Source organism: Bacillus changyiensis (assembly GCF_027706145.1).
GTDB lineage: Bacteria > Bacillota > Bacilli > Bacillales > Bacillaceae > Bacillus > Bacillus changyiensis.
The window spans coordinates 125,633-141,375 of the sequence record NZ_JAQFWW010000006.1; the positions used below are offsets into that span (position 1 = coordinate 125,633).

Here is a 15,743-nt window from a genome sequence, read left to right on the forward strand (position 1 = left end):
CACTTTAAATATTGTGAGAAAACGAAGAGGAGGTGATGCTACTTGAGACACTTTGTACTTGCATCCCATGGAAAATTTGCTGATGGAATTCTTCATTCACTTGAATTGATAAAAGGTAAACACGAAAACATTAGGACGATTAATGCATACACAAACGAAAATGAAGACCTTCAAACACAAATGAACGAATTATTAGAAGATCTTGATGTAAATGACGAACTTGTTGTCGTGACAGACATTTTCGGCGGTAGTATTAACAATGAGTTTATGAACCTATTAGATGATAAACGTATTCATGTGATTGCAGGATTGAATTTACCACTTGTCATTGAGCTTGTGACAATGAGTAAGCATGAAAAAGATGTGGTGAATTTAATTAAAACGGCATTGGTTAACTCAAAACGATCTATTCAATATTGTAACGCAATATTGAACAATGAGGATGCAGATGAGGATTTTTAAACAGAAAGGATGGTTCTCTTGATTAAGTTGTTACGTGTTGACCATCGTTTATTACATGGACAAGTCGCTTTCTCTTGGACACAACATTTAGGGGCAGATTGTATTTTGATTGCCAATGACGATGTACCAACTGATGAATTGAGAAAAACAACAATTAAATTAGCAAAACCACAAGGTGTAAAACTAGTCATCAAAACGATTGAGGATTCCATTCAAGCTTTGAAAAGTGGTGTAACCGATAAATACAAGCTGTTTATCGTGGTCGAATCAGTTGCCGATGCAGAAAGAATTGTAAGCCAATATTCAGACATTCGTCAAGTTAACCTAGGTGGAGTGAAAGCCAAAAAAGGAACCCGTCATATTTCAAAAGCCGTCAACCTTTTACCTGACGAGGAAGAGTTAGTTAAAAAAATGATATCACAAGGTGTTGAAGTCGAAATTAGGCAAGTTCCAAATGATAAAAAGATTGATGCAGAAACCCTTTTTTAAATTTCAACCGAGGGAGGTTAGAATATGCTGACTGCACTTTTGCTAGGACTAGTCGCCTTCATTGCCCAAAGTGAATATGCGTTAGGAACGAGCTTGCTATCACGCCCACTGTTCACAGGGTTGTTAACTGGACTTGTCATGGGTGATATCAAAACAGGCATTATCATGGGAGCGACACTGGAATTAGCCTTTATCGGGTCATTCTCAGTTGGAGCTGCCATTCCACCAGATGTTGTAACTGGAGGAATACTTGGAACTGCATTTGCCATCTCTTCACATGCAGGAACAGAAACGGCCCTATTGCTCGGATTGCCAATTGCAACGTTAACTCTCGTTTTAAAAAATATATACTTAGGCATTTTCTTGCCAATCCTTTCCCATAAAGCTGACAAGTATGCCGAAAAAGCAAACACTCGCGGTGTTGAAGCGATGCATTTAATTGGAGGATTCGGACTCTCCTTCCTACTTGCATGCATTGTTACAATTTCATTTTATGTTGGAAGCGATGCGATTAAACATCTATTAGATACTATTCCTCAATTTGTTCAAACAGGATTGCAAATAGCGACAGGAATTCTTCCTGCACTTGGTTTTGCAATGCTGGCAAGATTGCTCATTAATAAACAAGTTGTTCCTTATTTCTTCTTAGGGTTTGTCATTGCGGCTTACTTGCATGTTCCTGTAACAGGAATTGCTATACTCGGTGCGATTGTTGCCGTAATTATGGTAAACGTCATGCAAACCAAGAAGACGCAAATAGCAACTGAAGGAGGAGCGGCAGATGAAGATGAAGACTTTTGATCAGGACAAAGAAATGTCTGTTGGTGAGGAAACAAATCATAGTTTAAGTAAAAAAGATTTGAACCGACTGTTTTGGCGTTCATTTCAAGCAGAATTTTCCTGGAACTATGAACGGCAAATGAATATGGCTTATACGTATGCGATGATTCCAATTCTCAAAAAATTATATAAGAAAAAAGAAGATTTAGCGAATGCATTGAAACGTCACCTAGAATTTTTCAATACGACCCCTCACATCGTGACATTGATGTTAGGTGTATCAGCTGCAATGGAAGAACAAAATGCAAAGAATCGACAATTTAACCCGGATACAATCAATAACGTAAAGGCATCCTTAATGGGCCCGCTTGCAGGCTTAGGAGATTCGTTCTTTTGGGGAACACTTCGATTAATCGCAACAGGCGTGGGAACTTCTCTCGCTTTACAGGGTAATATTCTCGGTCCCATTTTGTTCTTGCTGATTTTCAACGTCCCACATATCGCCATTCGCTATTTACTTGCAAGGTTCGGATATAAAATAGGGACCGGGTTCTTGCAGCGATTACAAAAAAGCGGGGCAATGGGGCATTTAACATTTGGCGCAGCTATTCTGGGGCTTATCGTCATTGGTGGGATGAGCGCGACAATGATCAATATCCACGTTCCACTGAAAATAGGCAGTGGAAAGAGTGCTAGCGGTATTCAAGACATCTTAGACAATATTATGCCTGGTCTTTTACCATTGTGTGCATTTGGGATTATTTATTGGCTGTTAGGAAAAGAGGTTAAAGCAACAACCATTCTTCTTGGCATAGCTGTTGTTGGCATATTAGGTGCGTGGATCGGGGTTTTTGGAACGAATTAAAATCGGATGGATGTGACAGCTAATGAAGGAAACCATGATGACTTATATTCATGAGGAAACAGAAGTATGTCAACAAGTGATTAAGAATATCGATAAAAATTTAAACACTTTCAAGCAGTTGATAGCGGCAAAACAGCCGAAAAACTGGCTTGTCCTTGCAACCGGTTCAAGTGCTAATGCTATGTTAAGTGCTAAATATTACATCGAAAAAACAGCTGGTGTATCGATAGAGATTCAGGAACCATTTAACTTTGTCCATTATGAAAAACAAAGAGAATCCACAGATTTTGTACTTGCTGTTTCACAAAGCGGTCATAGCTATTCAACGATTGAAGCGCTAAAGAAAGTTCACAAAAATAACGATTTACCGACCGCTGTACTAACTTCCGGAATGGATAGCCCGATTGTGGATTTTACGAATATGGTGATTGATATCGGATGCGGCATTGAAAAAGTAGGTTTTGTAACAAAAGGATTCACAGCTACAGTTTTAACAGCAATGTTAATCGGTATTATTGCTGGAGAGACATCAGGTTGTTTGGGAAAAGAAGTTGCTGAAAGAGAAATGAAACAACTAAAAAAGCTAACTGAGAATATTCCTTCTATCATTAAAAAAACAGAACACTTTTATGCGAAACATGCAAAAGAATTGAATGCGATTCCCCGCTATTGCGCAATTGGTTATGGTCCGACAGTTGGAACAGCGTTAGAATTTGAAACGAAGTTTACAGAAACGGTTCGCGTGCCTTCACAAGGTTTTGAATTAGAGGCTTATATGCATGGACCGTATTTAGAAGTGAATGATTCACATGGCTTGTTTTTTATCCAAACGAACAGCACGCTTGCGAAACGATCTGATCGATTACAACAGTACTTCCATTCCTATACAGAACATTGTTTTACGATCACAAATTCTAGTCATCAATCAAATGAAAAAACACTTGCATTATGTATTGAAGTCGACGAACTGATGAGTCCACTCATTATGGCTATACCATTTCAAATTCTATCCTATCGAATTGCTACAGGTAAAGGAATCAATTTAGGAGTCCGAATTTTTGATGATTTTGACCAAGTTTTAAAAAGCAAAATCTAAAGTTGAGGTGAAAAAGCATGTTGAAATTTAATGAAAACATTTACTTAGAGAATGCTAGATTAACGTACGAAACTCGAGAGGAAATTGAAAAAATTGCTGATGAAATAACAGAAGAAGGCTTTAAAAATATTTTTTTCATTTCGGTAGGCGGTTCAATAGCGATCATGTGGCCGATTCAAGAAATGTTGAAACAACTGACAGACATTCCTATTTTCACTGAACAAGCAGGTGAACTCGTGTTAACAGGTCATAATCAATTATCGAGCGATTCAATTGTTATTATGGCATCTAAATCTGGTGATACAAAAGAAACGGTTGCAGCAGCCGAATGGTGCAAAGAACAAGGTTATCGGGTCGTATCGCTTGTCGGAACACCGAACACTCCATTAGAACAGTTGAGCCGCTGGGTGATTCCAAATAAAGCAAAAAACGGTGTTGAATTCGAATATATACAATTATTTATGCTCATCTTTAAACTATTGAATAATGCGGGAGAATTCCCTGCCTATGAGCGGTTTGTCAACCAGCTTGAAAAGCTTCCTGAACATTTATTACGTGCAAAGAAGCAATTTGAACCAACTGCTGACGAAATAGCGAGAAAGTATCATCGTGAGCCTTATAACATTTGGGTCGGTGGTGGTGAGATGTGGGGTGAAGTATATCTATTTTCAATGTGTATTCTTGAAGAAATGCAATGGGTTCGAACAAAGGCTGTTTCATCATCAGAATTCTTCCATGGTACATTAGAATTAATAGAAGAAAACGTTCCTGTTTTTCTTGTAAAAGGCGAAGGGAAACGTCGAGTGTTGGATGAACGTGTTGAGAAGTTTTGCAAACAACATACCAAAAAATTTGTTGTGATTGATACGAAAGACTATGATTTAGAAGGGATTGATGATGAATTTCGCTGGCTTCTCGCACCAACAATTTCGTCAACTCTTCTTGTTGATCGTTTGGCACGTTACTATGAAAAATATAGCGGCCATGATTTAGATTTACGTCGATACTATCGTCAATTTGATTATTGAACGAAATCCAAAAATTTGTCTGAGAGTAGCTGGCGAATGCTTGCTACTTTCAGTATGTTTGTGATCTAATCCTACAATTGCAAACTCGACATGTAAGCAACGGTCGCCCTTTTGTGCCCAATTCGTCACATAAAGGACTGCATTTACCTTCTCTTTGAAGATCTGATTCCAGTGGACTTGTCGATTTTCTGTTGCCTTGTATAATGGGCTGTTTTTACAATCTTCACACTCGTATTTTTGAAGTCTTGCTCTGAACTTTCTACCATTAGAGCAAATATGTTCTTTATTTTGTCTATCTTTGGAGGCTACCAAAGAATCAGTTTAGTTTATAACAACTTATATAAATAGTATTCATTAACAGGCTTTCCGTTTAAGGTCAATGAATGCACTTTTTCACCTTCTAAAATAAACCCCATCTTTCTATATAAATTGAATGCCTTTATATTGTCTTTCATAACAGTGAGCTCTAGCCTCGATATTTCTACTTCTTTTGCCCATTCAAAAACTTGATGAAATAGTTTAGTTGCTATCCCTTGTCCTTGATATTCTTCAAGGACACCTAAAACAAGGTAAGCAGAATGTTGGTTTCGTTTTACTTTGCCACCTAACGCCGAAATAAACCCAACAATTTTGTTATCAACTTCTACTACAAAAAAGATTGAATTCCTTTCAGATTGAATTCTTTCTATTGATTCTCTTTGCTCTTCAACAGTCGTTTTTCGTTCCCCAGGTTCATACAACATAAAACCAGACTCATCAAGTTTCTTACTGAACTCTACAAATTGTTGTGCATCACTTACTGCAATCGGTCTAATGATCATTGTAGACCTCTCCTTTTTATACATTTTACCATGTTTTCCAATAAAACGAGACAAAGTAGTGGTAACTCCTCTATATTAGGAGAACTAGCTAATGATTTACTTCCTGATCTTTTCGAACCATTTGTAAAAATGGATCTGTACCCCAACAAAAAGACATATACTCATTGACAATTCACTACCCTTTTTCCCCTTTAAAAAAACAATCGCGTGCACATGACAGAATCGAGACAGTTTCCGCCAAGATAGACACCAACTACCTAAATCTGTTTTTCCTCTTTTTAATACTTTACTTCTCTCGCCAAATTGCCGATATGGATAGTAAATAAACCACGGGGGAAAAAGTATGAAACTGCTAAAAAACCTTAAAATTAGAAATAAATTCTTTATTATTATGCTCATATCGGCTCTCTCATTATCTATTGTTGGAATAGAAGGGATGATGGGGCTCAATAAATTTTCGAAAGGGTCAGAAATCATTTATCAAGATCAATTGATTCCTAATCAGTTATTTGCCAAACTAAGAGCAAATAATCTTGAAATGGATGGAAACAAATTTGAATTAATGATAACGAAAGACCGTAGTATAAATGAACAACTACAACAAAATATTGAGAAAAAACTTGAAGACAACACTAAAATAATGGAACAAATTGATCAAATTAATTTAGCGAATAACGTGAAAGAAAAATATCACACGTTTAAAACCGAATATACTGAACTACAAGACATTAGCAAAAAGATGCTTGACTTGGCATTAGCTAATAAAAATGATGAAGCATATCGTCTTTATTTGACAGACATGAAACCTCAAAGAAATGATGTGACTAAGTTAATCGAAGACATTCAAACATTAAATAGTGAAAATGCGAAAACGATTTATGAGCGAGACTCAGAAGATGCAAGTGCAACGACAACCATGTTAATCATTGTGATTGCTGTCAGTCTCCTTTTGACCATCGCCATCAGCCTTATCATGGCAAGAATGATTGCAGGACCAATCAGAAACATTCAGGCATTATTTGCAAAAACGGAGCAAGGTGATTTTACAGTAGAAGGAACCTATCAGTCGAAAGATGAACTAGGTTTGTTAACAGCTTCTTTCAACAAAATGGTCTCAGGTGTTCGCTCCATTATTGAAACTGTCGGTGAAACATCTCATCAAGTCGCATCTTCATCTCAGCAGTTAAGTGCAAGTGCAGATGAAAGCACAAAAGCGAGCGAGTATATTTCCACAACGGTTCAAGAACTTGCCTTAGGTTCGGATAAACAAGTGGAAAGTGTTGAACATAGCAGAACGGTCATTAAAGGGATGACAGAATTTGCAGGAAGAATTGCATCTAATGCTGAAAAAGCAGCAACAACCGTCGATCAAACAGCACAAATGTCACTTACAGGGACAAAGGCGATTGACAAGGTCAACGCTCAAATGCAGTCTATTAATGAAACAGTTGTCTCACTAGCCGAGTCATTTAAGCAATTAACAGAACGCTCTAATCAGATTGGCAATATTACAGAAGTCATCACAAGCATTGCAGAACAAACGAATTTGTTGGCATTAAATGCAGCAATTGAAGCCGCCAGAGCCGGTGAACAAGGCAAAGGCTTTGCCGTTGTCGCAGATGAAGTCAGGAAGTTAGCTGAACAATCCGCACAATCTGCGGAACAGATTACAAAACTAATTACAATTATTCAAAATGATACGAAACAAACGATGAATACCGTTGTCTCAGCGACTGGTGAAGTAAAAGAAGGACTTGTCGTCGTAAGCGAAGCCGGTGGCGCTTTCCAAAAAATCGAAAGTTCAATTAAAGATGTTGTGACACAAATTAATGGTGTCGCAGCATTAGTCAAAAATTTGACTGCTGGAGCAGATGAAATTGAAACAGCTGTTTTCGATGTTAAAGAAATAGCCGAAACAGCAGCTGGAAGCACCCAAACGGTAAGTGCTGCAACACAAGAACAACTGGCATCAATGGAAGAAATCGCAGCTTCTTCCCAAATTCTCGCACAAAATGCGGAAGAACTGCAACATTTAATTCGGAAATTTAAAATCTAAACATGATGAAACGAGGCTGTCGATTTTTGTTCGACAGCCTCGTTGATTATTCCGAATTAATCATTACACCTAGGTGATAATGGGAACCGAATGCAAATTGGTTTCTTTATTTTTCTCATTAGTGTGATTTCAACAGTTCCTTGATGAAGTTTAACAAAGTTGAAATTTCTCCAAAAGGATTGACTACTGTTCATTTGCCTTTTTTCCACTTTTTGAAGAAAGCTATTAAGCAAAGGACCGCTGGAAAGATAATCTGAATCGGCAAGTGAACAAACATAGGTGCAACATTCAGTCCCTCTACAACATGTTCAGAAATATTGCTTGCGATTGAAACTGATAAAATTAAGATGATCAAACCACTCGGAACGACAAGTCTTGACGGATGCTCCACTTTGAACAACATAGACGCACCTATATTGACAGCATACACAAATAGACTCACCTTAAAAAAACCACCTATGATTAAAACCAGCATAAAAAACACATCAAGCCTGTCCAAAAATTCGGCAACTTGAATCGTTTGAATGGTACTAAGGAGAGGAAATCGAGACCGAACAGTGATATCAACACCCAGCACACTAATATTAATCGCAGTATTTACAGCCAAGATGAGAGCGCTAATAATGATGGCCCATATTCCCGTTTTTCTGACTATTTTCGGCCGATTAAGATACGGAAATATGAAGATAAATACAATAAGTTCTCCAAACGGAAAATAAAGCGTTTGTGTGAAAGTGGCATTTAGTACCGGGCTAATCCCATTTCCCAAAATGGGCTTTAAATTATCTACATGAATCAATCCCGAAGCAATGATCAAACAGCAGCCTATAAGAGCAAGGAAAGTCATAATCGTAAACAGGATCTCACCCGTCCGTGCCATTACCTCAATCCCTTTACGTACACTAAAAATACAAACGATGATCAACAACCCATTGATAAAAAGAAGCGGTGTTCCCGGATAGGCAGATATTAACAACATCTCTCCAAAATCGCGCAACACTCTTGCTGCAATATATGTAGCATACATAACGTAGAGAAAGGAAAAAATCCAGCCAATCCGTTGTCCGAGAAGATTGCTGACCGTTTCAAATGGTGAAGCTTTAGGATCGAGTTGATAAAGATAATGGTACATCAAAAATAGAACAATACCACCAAGACCGCCAAACAAAATCGCGAGCCAGCTGTCTTGTTTGGCTGAGAGCCCTGGGAAAATCAGCAACGCACTGCCAAGCTCAAACAGAACAATTAAGACAAATAACTGCTTGGCACTAATTTTTGCCTTTTCCATCGAAATGCTCTCCTTTCTCTTCCCTTCTTTGTCGATCTACATTGTCGGATCGGCTTTTAGCCCTGTTCTGTCGACAAAACTTTTAACCGAAATATCAACATCTAACTGTGGAAAATATTGATCATTCCAGTGATTTTTTATTTTTTTCCACATGTCAGGTTCTTCCTGATAAACAATATCTCCGAACTGAAGGACATCGATTTTGTTTTCTTGAGCAAAACGGACAGTCTCCTCCAACTGTTTTTTGATTTTTTTCTCAATCTTTTGCTCAATTTGATGAAGTACCTTTGGATCCTCTAACCGAATCGGTGTGTTGACTTCACCAACATCCCCTTCTGTATCAATATGAACGGCCATTTTTAATTTTCCATTTTTAAGCTGGGGGATAACCTTTGTTTTTTGCCTTATTAAGTCATATGTGACAGCATCTTCTTGGTGATTCCACTTCATATTAATGTGCGTGTTTTTCACTCGTCCCCTGATCCATAAAACTCCTCTAGCAATCTTCCCTGTCAGGCGCTTGGTAAACTTCCCATCTTTTATAACCGCCATACCTCCAGCCTTTACCACCGCAGAAGGAGATGTTGTTTGAACATTTTCCATTGATTTACCTTTTTCCTTATCACCTGTTAGCCTGATGAGCGGTACCATGGGATGTTTTGACTTGGATACCAAAGATTGCAAAACATCTTGAACACCCACTTTGATATGTTCACCCTCTTGTTCCTCAGTAAACTGCAACAGTTTATTAATTTTATTCGCCGGAATTTTTTCAATCGTTGTCACCGTTCTCACAATGTCCTTCGCTTTTGTTCCGCTGGCAATCACAAGTGTTGATGTAGAACGGAACTCTGTATCTCGGTCAATGACATCAAGTAATTTTACAATTCCTTCATCTTTCGCTACTTCTTCACTAATAATAACCACGTTTGTATGAGCATAATATAATCTTCTGGAAACTTCGGATGATGCCTTACGGCTAACAGAAGTAAAGTTGTCTCCAGCAACTGAAAAGCTTGTTACCGGCGGCCGTTCTCCACCTTGACCTCCTTGAAGACCGCCCGCTACACTACTGGGATTGATGATCTGAAAGGTGATCTCATATCTTTTATCCTTACCTTTATCAATTCCAACTGCCGAAATTAATGCTAAATCTGTGAGTTCTTTTTTATCCCAGCAACCTTGAAGCAAAAGACTGACCAGCATGAAAAAGACCAGCAAACATTTACGTCTCATTCTGGTCACCATCCTCTTGATTTGTCACCATTTCTCTTGTATTCGGGGGCTGAGGCTTCTGAGCATCACCTTGTCGGTTTTTATTGTCATTACCAATTTGTTCAGGCCTTTTTTTATGCGCCCACAATGGTGTTCGAAAGATTGTATCTCCTGCGTTTTTTGGAATGAAAGGCGCAATAGGAGTCATATATGGAACACCAAATGAACGAAGACTGCATAAATGAACAAACATCATCATCAGCCCTAGTATAACGCCATAAAATCCTATCATTGCAGCGGCTATAATATAAAGGAATCGAACAAGTCGCGCTGAGATGGCCATTGAAAAAGATGGTGTCGCAAAACTGGAAATCGCAGTGATTGCAACAACAATGACCATAGCCGGAGACACTATTCCAGCTTGGACAGCGGCCTGTCCGATCACGATTGCGCCAACAATTGAAACAGCCGATCCAATCGCTTTTGGCAGGCGAATCCCTGCTTCCCGCAAAATCTCAAAAGCAACTTCCATCAGCAAAGCTTCCATCACCGCCGGAAAAGGAACGACTTCACGCTGGGCGGCGATCACGACCAAGAGCTGTGTCGGAATCATTTCTTGATGAAAGGTCGTTGCCGCTACATACACAGCGGGTGCAATTAATGATATAAAAAAAATTAAAATACGTAAGAATCGGATCGATGTAGAAATATCAAACCGTGAATAATAATCCTCAACTGATTGAAAAAACTGAATAAACACTGCCGGAACAATTAAAACAAATGGTGTTCCATCAACCATAATAGCAATTCTTCCTTCTAAAAGATTCCCAGCTACCATGTCAGGTCTTTCTGTATGATAAATAGATGGAAATGGTGTAAACGAATTATCTTCGATCAGCTGTTCGATATAGCCCGATTCCAAAATACTGTCAATTTCAATACCTTTTAACCTTTTCTTGACTTCAGTAACTGTTTTTTGATCACAAATGCCGTTAATATACATTAAAGCAACACTTGTATTTGTAACACTGCCAATCGTCATTGTTTCCACCCAAAGATTTGGACTTTTAATATACCGTCTCACCATCGAAATATTCGTCCCCAATGATTCAATAAAACCTTCGCGCGGTCCCCGGAATGATTGCTGGCTATCTGGTTCCTTAATGGAGCGCTTTTCCCCTCCTTTTGTACTTGCAATGACCGCGCTATTATGACCATCTGGCAAAATAACGGTATCCCCAGATATTAATGCCGTAATTAATGCATCTAACTTGTCTTCTTTCTTAACACTGCCAAGGGCAACAGCTCTTTCAATTATGACATTCAAAACAGTATCATCATCTTCTTTTTTCGCTAATGAAGCATCATTGATTAGCGATTCAAGAATAAATTCATGAATCGCTTTTGTGTCGACAATGCCTTCAATATAAACAACAGCTATTTCTAATTGTGACTGCTTTCCTGTTTTGATCTTGCGAACTACAATATCAGAACTGTGACCCATTTTTTCTTTTATAAATGTAAGATTTTCAGCCAATGAATGATAAATGTTAGGTCCATCTTTTTCCGAATCATGTTGAAGAGATTTCCGATTTTTATTCGATTGCTTATGTCGTTTGAAAAATAATGGCATACATCAGAATCCCTTTCATCATTTTTTCATATTTTTCCTCACGAACTACTATTTATTCAAACCTGTTTTTATTTCTTGGCATAGTGTCAATTGAATTTTGAAAAAATAACGGTATTGGAGAGTGGTATCGTGAGAATAACTGGAATTTCAGCTTTTCTATTCATTTGCATGATGACCGTTTCTGTGATGCTGGATGTTTTGCAGGGGATGACTTTTATCGAAGCCTCTCAAAATAATGTCGCAGCATTTGGGATATTGACAACAGGCGATTGGCTAATAGTTACTTTCTTTTTCGTCATCATTTTTGTTGAAGTGGTAATGATTTTAAAAAAGAAGAAACAGCAATCATAAAAGGGGCCCTTAAACTTCAATATTTCCTTTCACAACATCTGTCTGATGATGTTGAATGGTTCCTTTAATTATTGTATTACCAACAATTACCGTTTGCGTAGCTGTTTTCGTGTGGATTGCTGTGTTATTGTTAAATTGATTAAGGAGCGTGTTATTGATTATCAATGAACCTGTAGAATAACTGAGGTGAATCATAGTGGCTGATGGTTTTTCTCTAACTACAGAAATGGTGTTTTCGATGAACTCGTATGTTCCGTGTGACAAAAAGATCGTGACGATCAGTGGGGAATCTTCAATCACATTATTGATTATTTTCGTATGCCTATCTGTTGTACAGTAAATCGGGAAATTTTTAAAATGGCTAATGTTATTATTTTGAATGATAGCGGAAGCTGAGTTTGTCACTGATATCGAATAAGATTCGGGAACCACTTGAAAAGCGGCTGGAGAAATGTGATTTTCTTCAACAACAGTATGACCTTCGGAGACCCAGATGCCCCGAGAAAACTTGGTGATGACATTTCCCTTTATATAAATCTCTTGTCCCCTACTTCTAACAGCATAGATAACATTTGTGATTTTATTATTTGTGAAAGTAATCTGTTCTGATTGTTTCATACTAAAACCGATACTTTTCTTTTTTTCCGGACGTCCGTTTTCAATATCATTACCCTCGATAAAAACTTTTGTCGCCTGATATGCTAAAATACCAACCCCTTCAAAATTTCGAATCTTATTTCCTGAGACAAGTACACTGTTTCCACGAATATCAATCCCTTTTTCAAAATCGATAATTAAATTACCTTGAATAACCACATCATTGACATCTTCTAAATTGCTTGTTCCCAATCCGGCAATTCCTGTTGTCTGCTCAGTTTTTTGATTTTTGATGATCGTATTGTTGGCAATCACCGTCTGTGTTCCATATCCATAAAAAATCGTACCATCAACATGGTTTCCATCTATTAAAACTGCATTCCCATTAAAATTGGTGATCGCTCCGTTTGAATTCTCTTTTAAGACGTTATTTCGAATGATAACATGGACAGGTTTCTCATATATGATATTCCCTTCACTATATCCTTCAATATCAATTCCAAGCTCCGGTTGTGTCCCATTTGCATTCTCAATGTTACAGTCTTCCACTAAAACATCGTCAGCACCTGTGATCGAGATATTATTTCTCCGAGAACGTCTGATTTCACAATTTCTTACAACAATGTGTTCTGAAGGTATGAAATCGTTACTACCAGAGGAGCTAATAATAATGCCATCACCGGTAAAATCAGTAATCTTAACATTTTCGATTCGCACATGTGAAGCACCTTCAAGACAAAATCCAAACCCCCACTCATGCGTCGGTCTTGGAGATGGTGTGTATATGTGTTCATCCCGATCACCGATAAGTGTGCCTCCGGTTATCTTGATATTAGATTCCGTTCCAATATAAAAAGCTGAATACCCCCATGAGCTATTTGGCTTGATTTTGATAATCGTTTCCGCATCCATCAAAATCGTGATGTTACTTGGGACATTGATCCCGGCATTTTTGTTTGGAAATGTTGGATCACCATTGAACGTTCCGTCAATCAAGTACGTTCCATTTGGTATCCAAACCGTATTGTAACCCATAGACTTTGTCCAACTCAGACATTCATTAATCTGTTTTGTACTGTCTGTCTTACCATCACCAACAGCGCCAAATTTCCTCACATCGACAATCACCATTGTCATCTCTTCGGGTTGCTGCTGAAGCAAAATGTCAGCCTCCTTCTAAAATTTTGTGTTCACGATTATCTATATGGAAATCGTTTAACATTTGCTTGTACAATTAGCTAAAATTTTATTGAAAAATCATTTTAATATAGTACAGGAAAAGTATTTTTTTTATTTTAATAAAAAGCGCTTATTTACTAGGTTTCATGACCTAGCAAACTCTTAAGTGAAATGAATCAATATTGACATGATCATTATATAAGAATATGATTTTTATAAGTTCAAAAAAGAAGGAGTACTGCGAATGGCAAATCATCAAAATGAAACTTTTCAAAACATTCCGCAAAAGGGGTTTTTTGGACATCCCCGCGGACTCTTCACTCTGTTCTTCACTGAATTTTGGGAGCGATTTTCATATTATGGTATGAGAGCAATCCTTATCTATTATTTGTATACTCAAGTAAAAAATGGCGGTCTTGGCTTTGAGGAAACTACAGCCAATTCAATTATGGCCGTATACGGCTCTCTCGTCTATATGTCTGGCATAATTGGCGGTTGGATCGCAGACAGACTGCTCGGTACGGCTAGAACCGTGTTTTACGGCGGCATTTTCATCATGTTAGGCCACATTATGTTATCATTTCCTGGAAGCGTTCCCGCTTTCTTCATCAGCATGTTTCTCATCATTATCGGAACTGGCCTTTTGAAACCTAATGTTTCAAGTGTTGTCGGGGATCTTTATAGCCCTGAAGATAATCGCCGCGATTCAGGTTTTAGTATTTTCTACATGGGAATTAACTTAGGTGGATTTGTCGCACCTATTATTGTCGGTACAGTTGGACAAACTTATAATTACCACCTCGGTTTCAGTCTTGCTGCTATCGGTATGTTCTTCGGACTTGTTACATATGTCTTGACGAAAAAGAAGAGTCTCGGGTCTGCCGGACAAAAAGTGCCAAATCCGTTGTCAGTCGTTGAGAGAAAGCGAGCATTTTTCATTTTCGGAATTAGTATTCTTGTGATTGCTGCTATTGGTGCAGTTTCAATTGTAACAGGTAAAATGACCATCAATTTATTTACCATGATCGTCAGCTGTTTAGGGATCATTATCCCCTGCATTTATTTTATTGTCATGTTCGTAAGTTCTAAAACAACAAGTGATGAACGTTCTCGTCTAATTGCTTACATCCCTCTGTTTATCGCATCAATGATGTTCTGGGCGATTCAAGAACAGGGCGCTAATATTTTAGCTACTTATGCGGATAAACGAACCCATTTAGAGTTTTTAGGGTTTGAATTGCAATCATCATGGTTCCAATCATTAAATCCATTATTTATCGTTGTGTTGGCCCCGGTCTTTGCCTGGCTTTGGATGCGGCTCGGGAAACGGCAGCCATCGACTCCGACGAAATTTTCACTCGGTTTGATGCTTGCTGGTTTATCATTTATCGTCATGATCTTCCCAGCATATATTAATGGTACTGACTCACTGGCTAACCCAATGTGGCTTGTCCTCAGCTTTTTCATCGTTGTACTCGGTGAATTGTGTCTCTCACCTGTAGGGCTATCAGCAACAACAAAGTTAGCACCAGCTGCTTTTTCAGCACAAACCATGAGCTTGTGGTTTTTATCAAATGCTTCTGCACAAGCAATTAATGCGCAAGTTGTCAGATTTTATAATGAAAATAATGAAATTTCATATTTTGGAATTATCGGTGCCGTATCAATTTTCCTTGGGATCCTTCTGTTTATGCTTTCTCCAAAAATTCAAAAATTTATGAAGGGTGTCAAATAGCTGAAAACTAAAACAACCTGTCTCTTTGGGCAGGTTGTTTCTAATTTCTTCGAGAGATTCTTCCTTACCATTTCCTTCTACCTAAAAAAATCTTTTTGAAATCTCTTTTAACTTAAACTTTACCTCTTCTTAAAATAAACAATGAATT

The 15,743-nt window shown here is 38.0% G+C and carries 14 protein-coding genes and 1 pseudogene; 10 read left to right on the forward strand and 5 right to left on the reverse strand.

Annotated features, from left to right (window positions below; translation table 11 throughout):
- Positions 1-42 precede the first annotated feature (42 nt).
- The 6 genes from PDT38_RS16205 to PDT38_RS16230 are packed head-to-tail and all read left to right on the forward strand — an operon-like array spanning position 43 to position 4,720.
- The gene (locus tag PDT38_RS16205; RefSeq protein WP_270803041.1) at positions 43-462 is read left to right on the forward strand and encodes a PTS sugar transporter subunit IIA; all 420 of its coding nucleotides are present in this window, start codon (positions 43-45) and stop codon (positions 460-462) included.
- An 18-nt stretch (positions 463-480) separates the two neighbouring features.
- Positions 481-951 (forward strand): PTS sugar transporter subunit IIB, encoded by a 471-nt coding sequence (locus PDT38_RS16210; RefSeq protein WP_270803043.1) that lies wholly within the window; start codon positions 481-483, stop codon positions 949-951.
- 24 nt (positions 952-975) lie between these two features.
- Positions 976-1,752, forward strand: a complete 777-nt coding sequence (locus tag PDT38_RS16215) for a PTS mannose/fructose/sorbose/N-acetylgalactosamine transporter subunit IIC (protein WP_270803045.1) — start codon at positions 976-978, stop codon at positions 1,750-1,752.
- A complete protein-coding gene (locus PDT38_RS16220; protein ID WP_270803169.1) occupies positions 1,739-2,596 on the forward strand; it encodes a PTS system mannose/fructose/sorbose family transporter subunit IID in 858 nt (285 codons plus the stop codon). The genes PDT38_RS16215 and PDT38_RS16220 overlap by 14 nt, the downstream gene beginning before the upstream one ends.
- A 37-nt stretch (positions 2,597-2,633) precedes the next feature.
- A complete protein-coding gene (locus PDT38_RS16225) occupies positions 2,634-3,692 on the forward strand; it encodes an SIS domain-containing protein (RefSeq protein WP_270803046.1) in 1,059 nt (352 codons plus the stop codon).
- Positions 3,693-3,709: 17 nt separating this feature from the next.
- The gene (locus PDT38_RS16230) at positions 3,710-4,720 is read left to right on the forward strand and encodes an SIS domain-containing protein (RefSeq protein WP_270803047.1); all 1,011 of its coding nucleotides are present in this window, start codon (positions 3,710-3,712) and stop codon (positions 4,718-4,720) included.
- A gap of 326 nt (positions 4,721-5,046) precedes the next feature.
- Here the strand turns inward: PDT38_RS16230 and PDT38_RS16235 are convergent, their stop codons facing one another.
- The gene (locus tag PDT38_RS16235; RefSeq protein WP_270803048.1) at positions 5,047-5,541 is read right to left on the reverse strand and encodes a GNAT family N-acetyltransferase; all 495 of its coding nucleotides are present in this window, start codon (positions 5,539-5,541) and stop codon (positions 5,047-5,049) included.
- A gap of 343 nt (positions 5,542-5,884) precedes the next feature.
- Here PDT38_RS16235 and PDT38_RS19515 point away from each other — a divergent pair.
- Positions 5,885-6,649 (forward strand): annotated as a pseudogene (locus tag PDT38_RS19515) (MCP four helix bundle domain-containing protein); the annotation flags it as partial.
- A complete protein-coding gene (locus PDT38_RS19520) occupies positions 6,650-7,597 on the forward strand; it encodes a methyl-accepting chemotaxis protein (protein ID WP_394356298.1) in 948 nt (315 codons plus the stop codon).
- Between the two features lie 190 nt (positions 7,598-7,787).
- On the opposite strand, the gene PDT38_RS16245 is transcribed toward PDT38_RS19520, so the two are convergent.
- Genes PDT38_RS16245 through PDT38_RS16255 form a run of 3 tightly spaced genes read right to left on the reverse strand, consistent with a single transcriptional unit; the run spans position 7,788 to position 11,733 of the window.
- Positions 7,788-8,885 carry a GerAB/ArcD/ProY family transporter gene (locus PDT38_RS16245; protein ID WP_270803051.1) on the reverse strand — a complete coding sequence of 366 codons (1,098 nt, stop codon included), beginning with the start codon at positions 8,883-8,885 and terminating at the stop codon, positions 7,788-7,790.
- A gap of 36 nt (positions 8,886-8,921) precedes the next feature.
- Positions 8,922-10,121: a Ger(x)C family spore germination protein gene (locus tag PDT38_RS16250; protein WP_270803053.1), complete on the reverse strand. Its 1,200-nt coding sequence runs from the start codon at positions 10,119-10,121 to the stop codon at positions 8,922-8,924.
- The gene (locus PDT38_RS16255; protein WP_270803054.1) at positions 10,111-11,733 is read right to left on the reverse strand and encodes a spore germination protein; all 1,623 of its coding nucleotides are present in this window, start codon (positions 11,731-11,733) and stop codon (positions 10,111-10,113) included. Before PDT38_RS16255 ends, PDT38_RS16250 begins: the two co-directional genes overlap by 11 nt.
- A 129-nt stretch (positions 11,734-11,862) precedes the next feature.
- Between PDT38_RS16255 and PDT38_RS16260 the strand changes: the two genes are divergently transcribed.
- Entirely contained in the window at positions 11,863-12,084 is a 222-nt protein-coding gene (locus tag PDT38_RS16260; RefSeq protein ID WP_270803056.1) for a hypothetical protein, read from the forward strand.
- A 9-nt stretch (positions 12,085-12,093) separates the two neighbouring features.
- Here PDT38_RS16260 and PDT38_RS16265 read toward each other — a convergent pair whose 3' ends face one another.
- Positions 12,094-13,818, reverse strand: coding sequence for a right-handed parallel beta-helix repeat-containing protein (locus PDT38_RS16265; RefSeq protein ID WP_270803172.1), 1,725 nt, complete (start codon positions 13,816-13,818; stop codon positions 12,094-12,096).
- Positions 13,819-14,104: 286 nt separating this feature from the next.
- Here PDT38_RS16265 and PDT38_RS16270 point away from each other — a divergent pair, with 286 nt between their 5' ends.
- Positions 14,105-15,595, forward strand: coding sequence for a peptide MFS transporter (locus tag PDT38_RS16270; RefSeq protein ID WP_270803058.1), 1,491 nt, complete (start codon positions 14,105-14,107; stop codon positions 15,593-15,595).
- Positions 15,596-15,743: the final 148 nt, after the last annotated feature.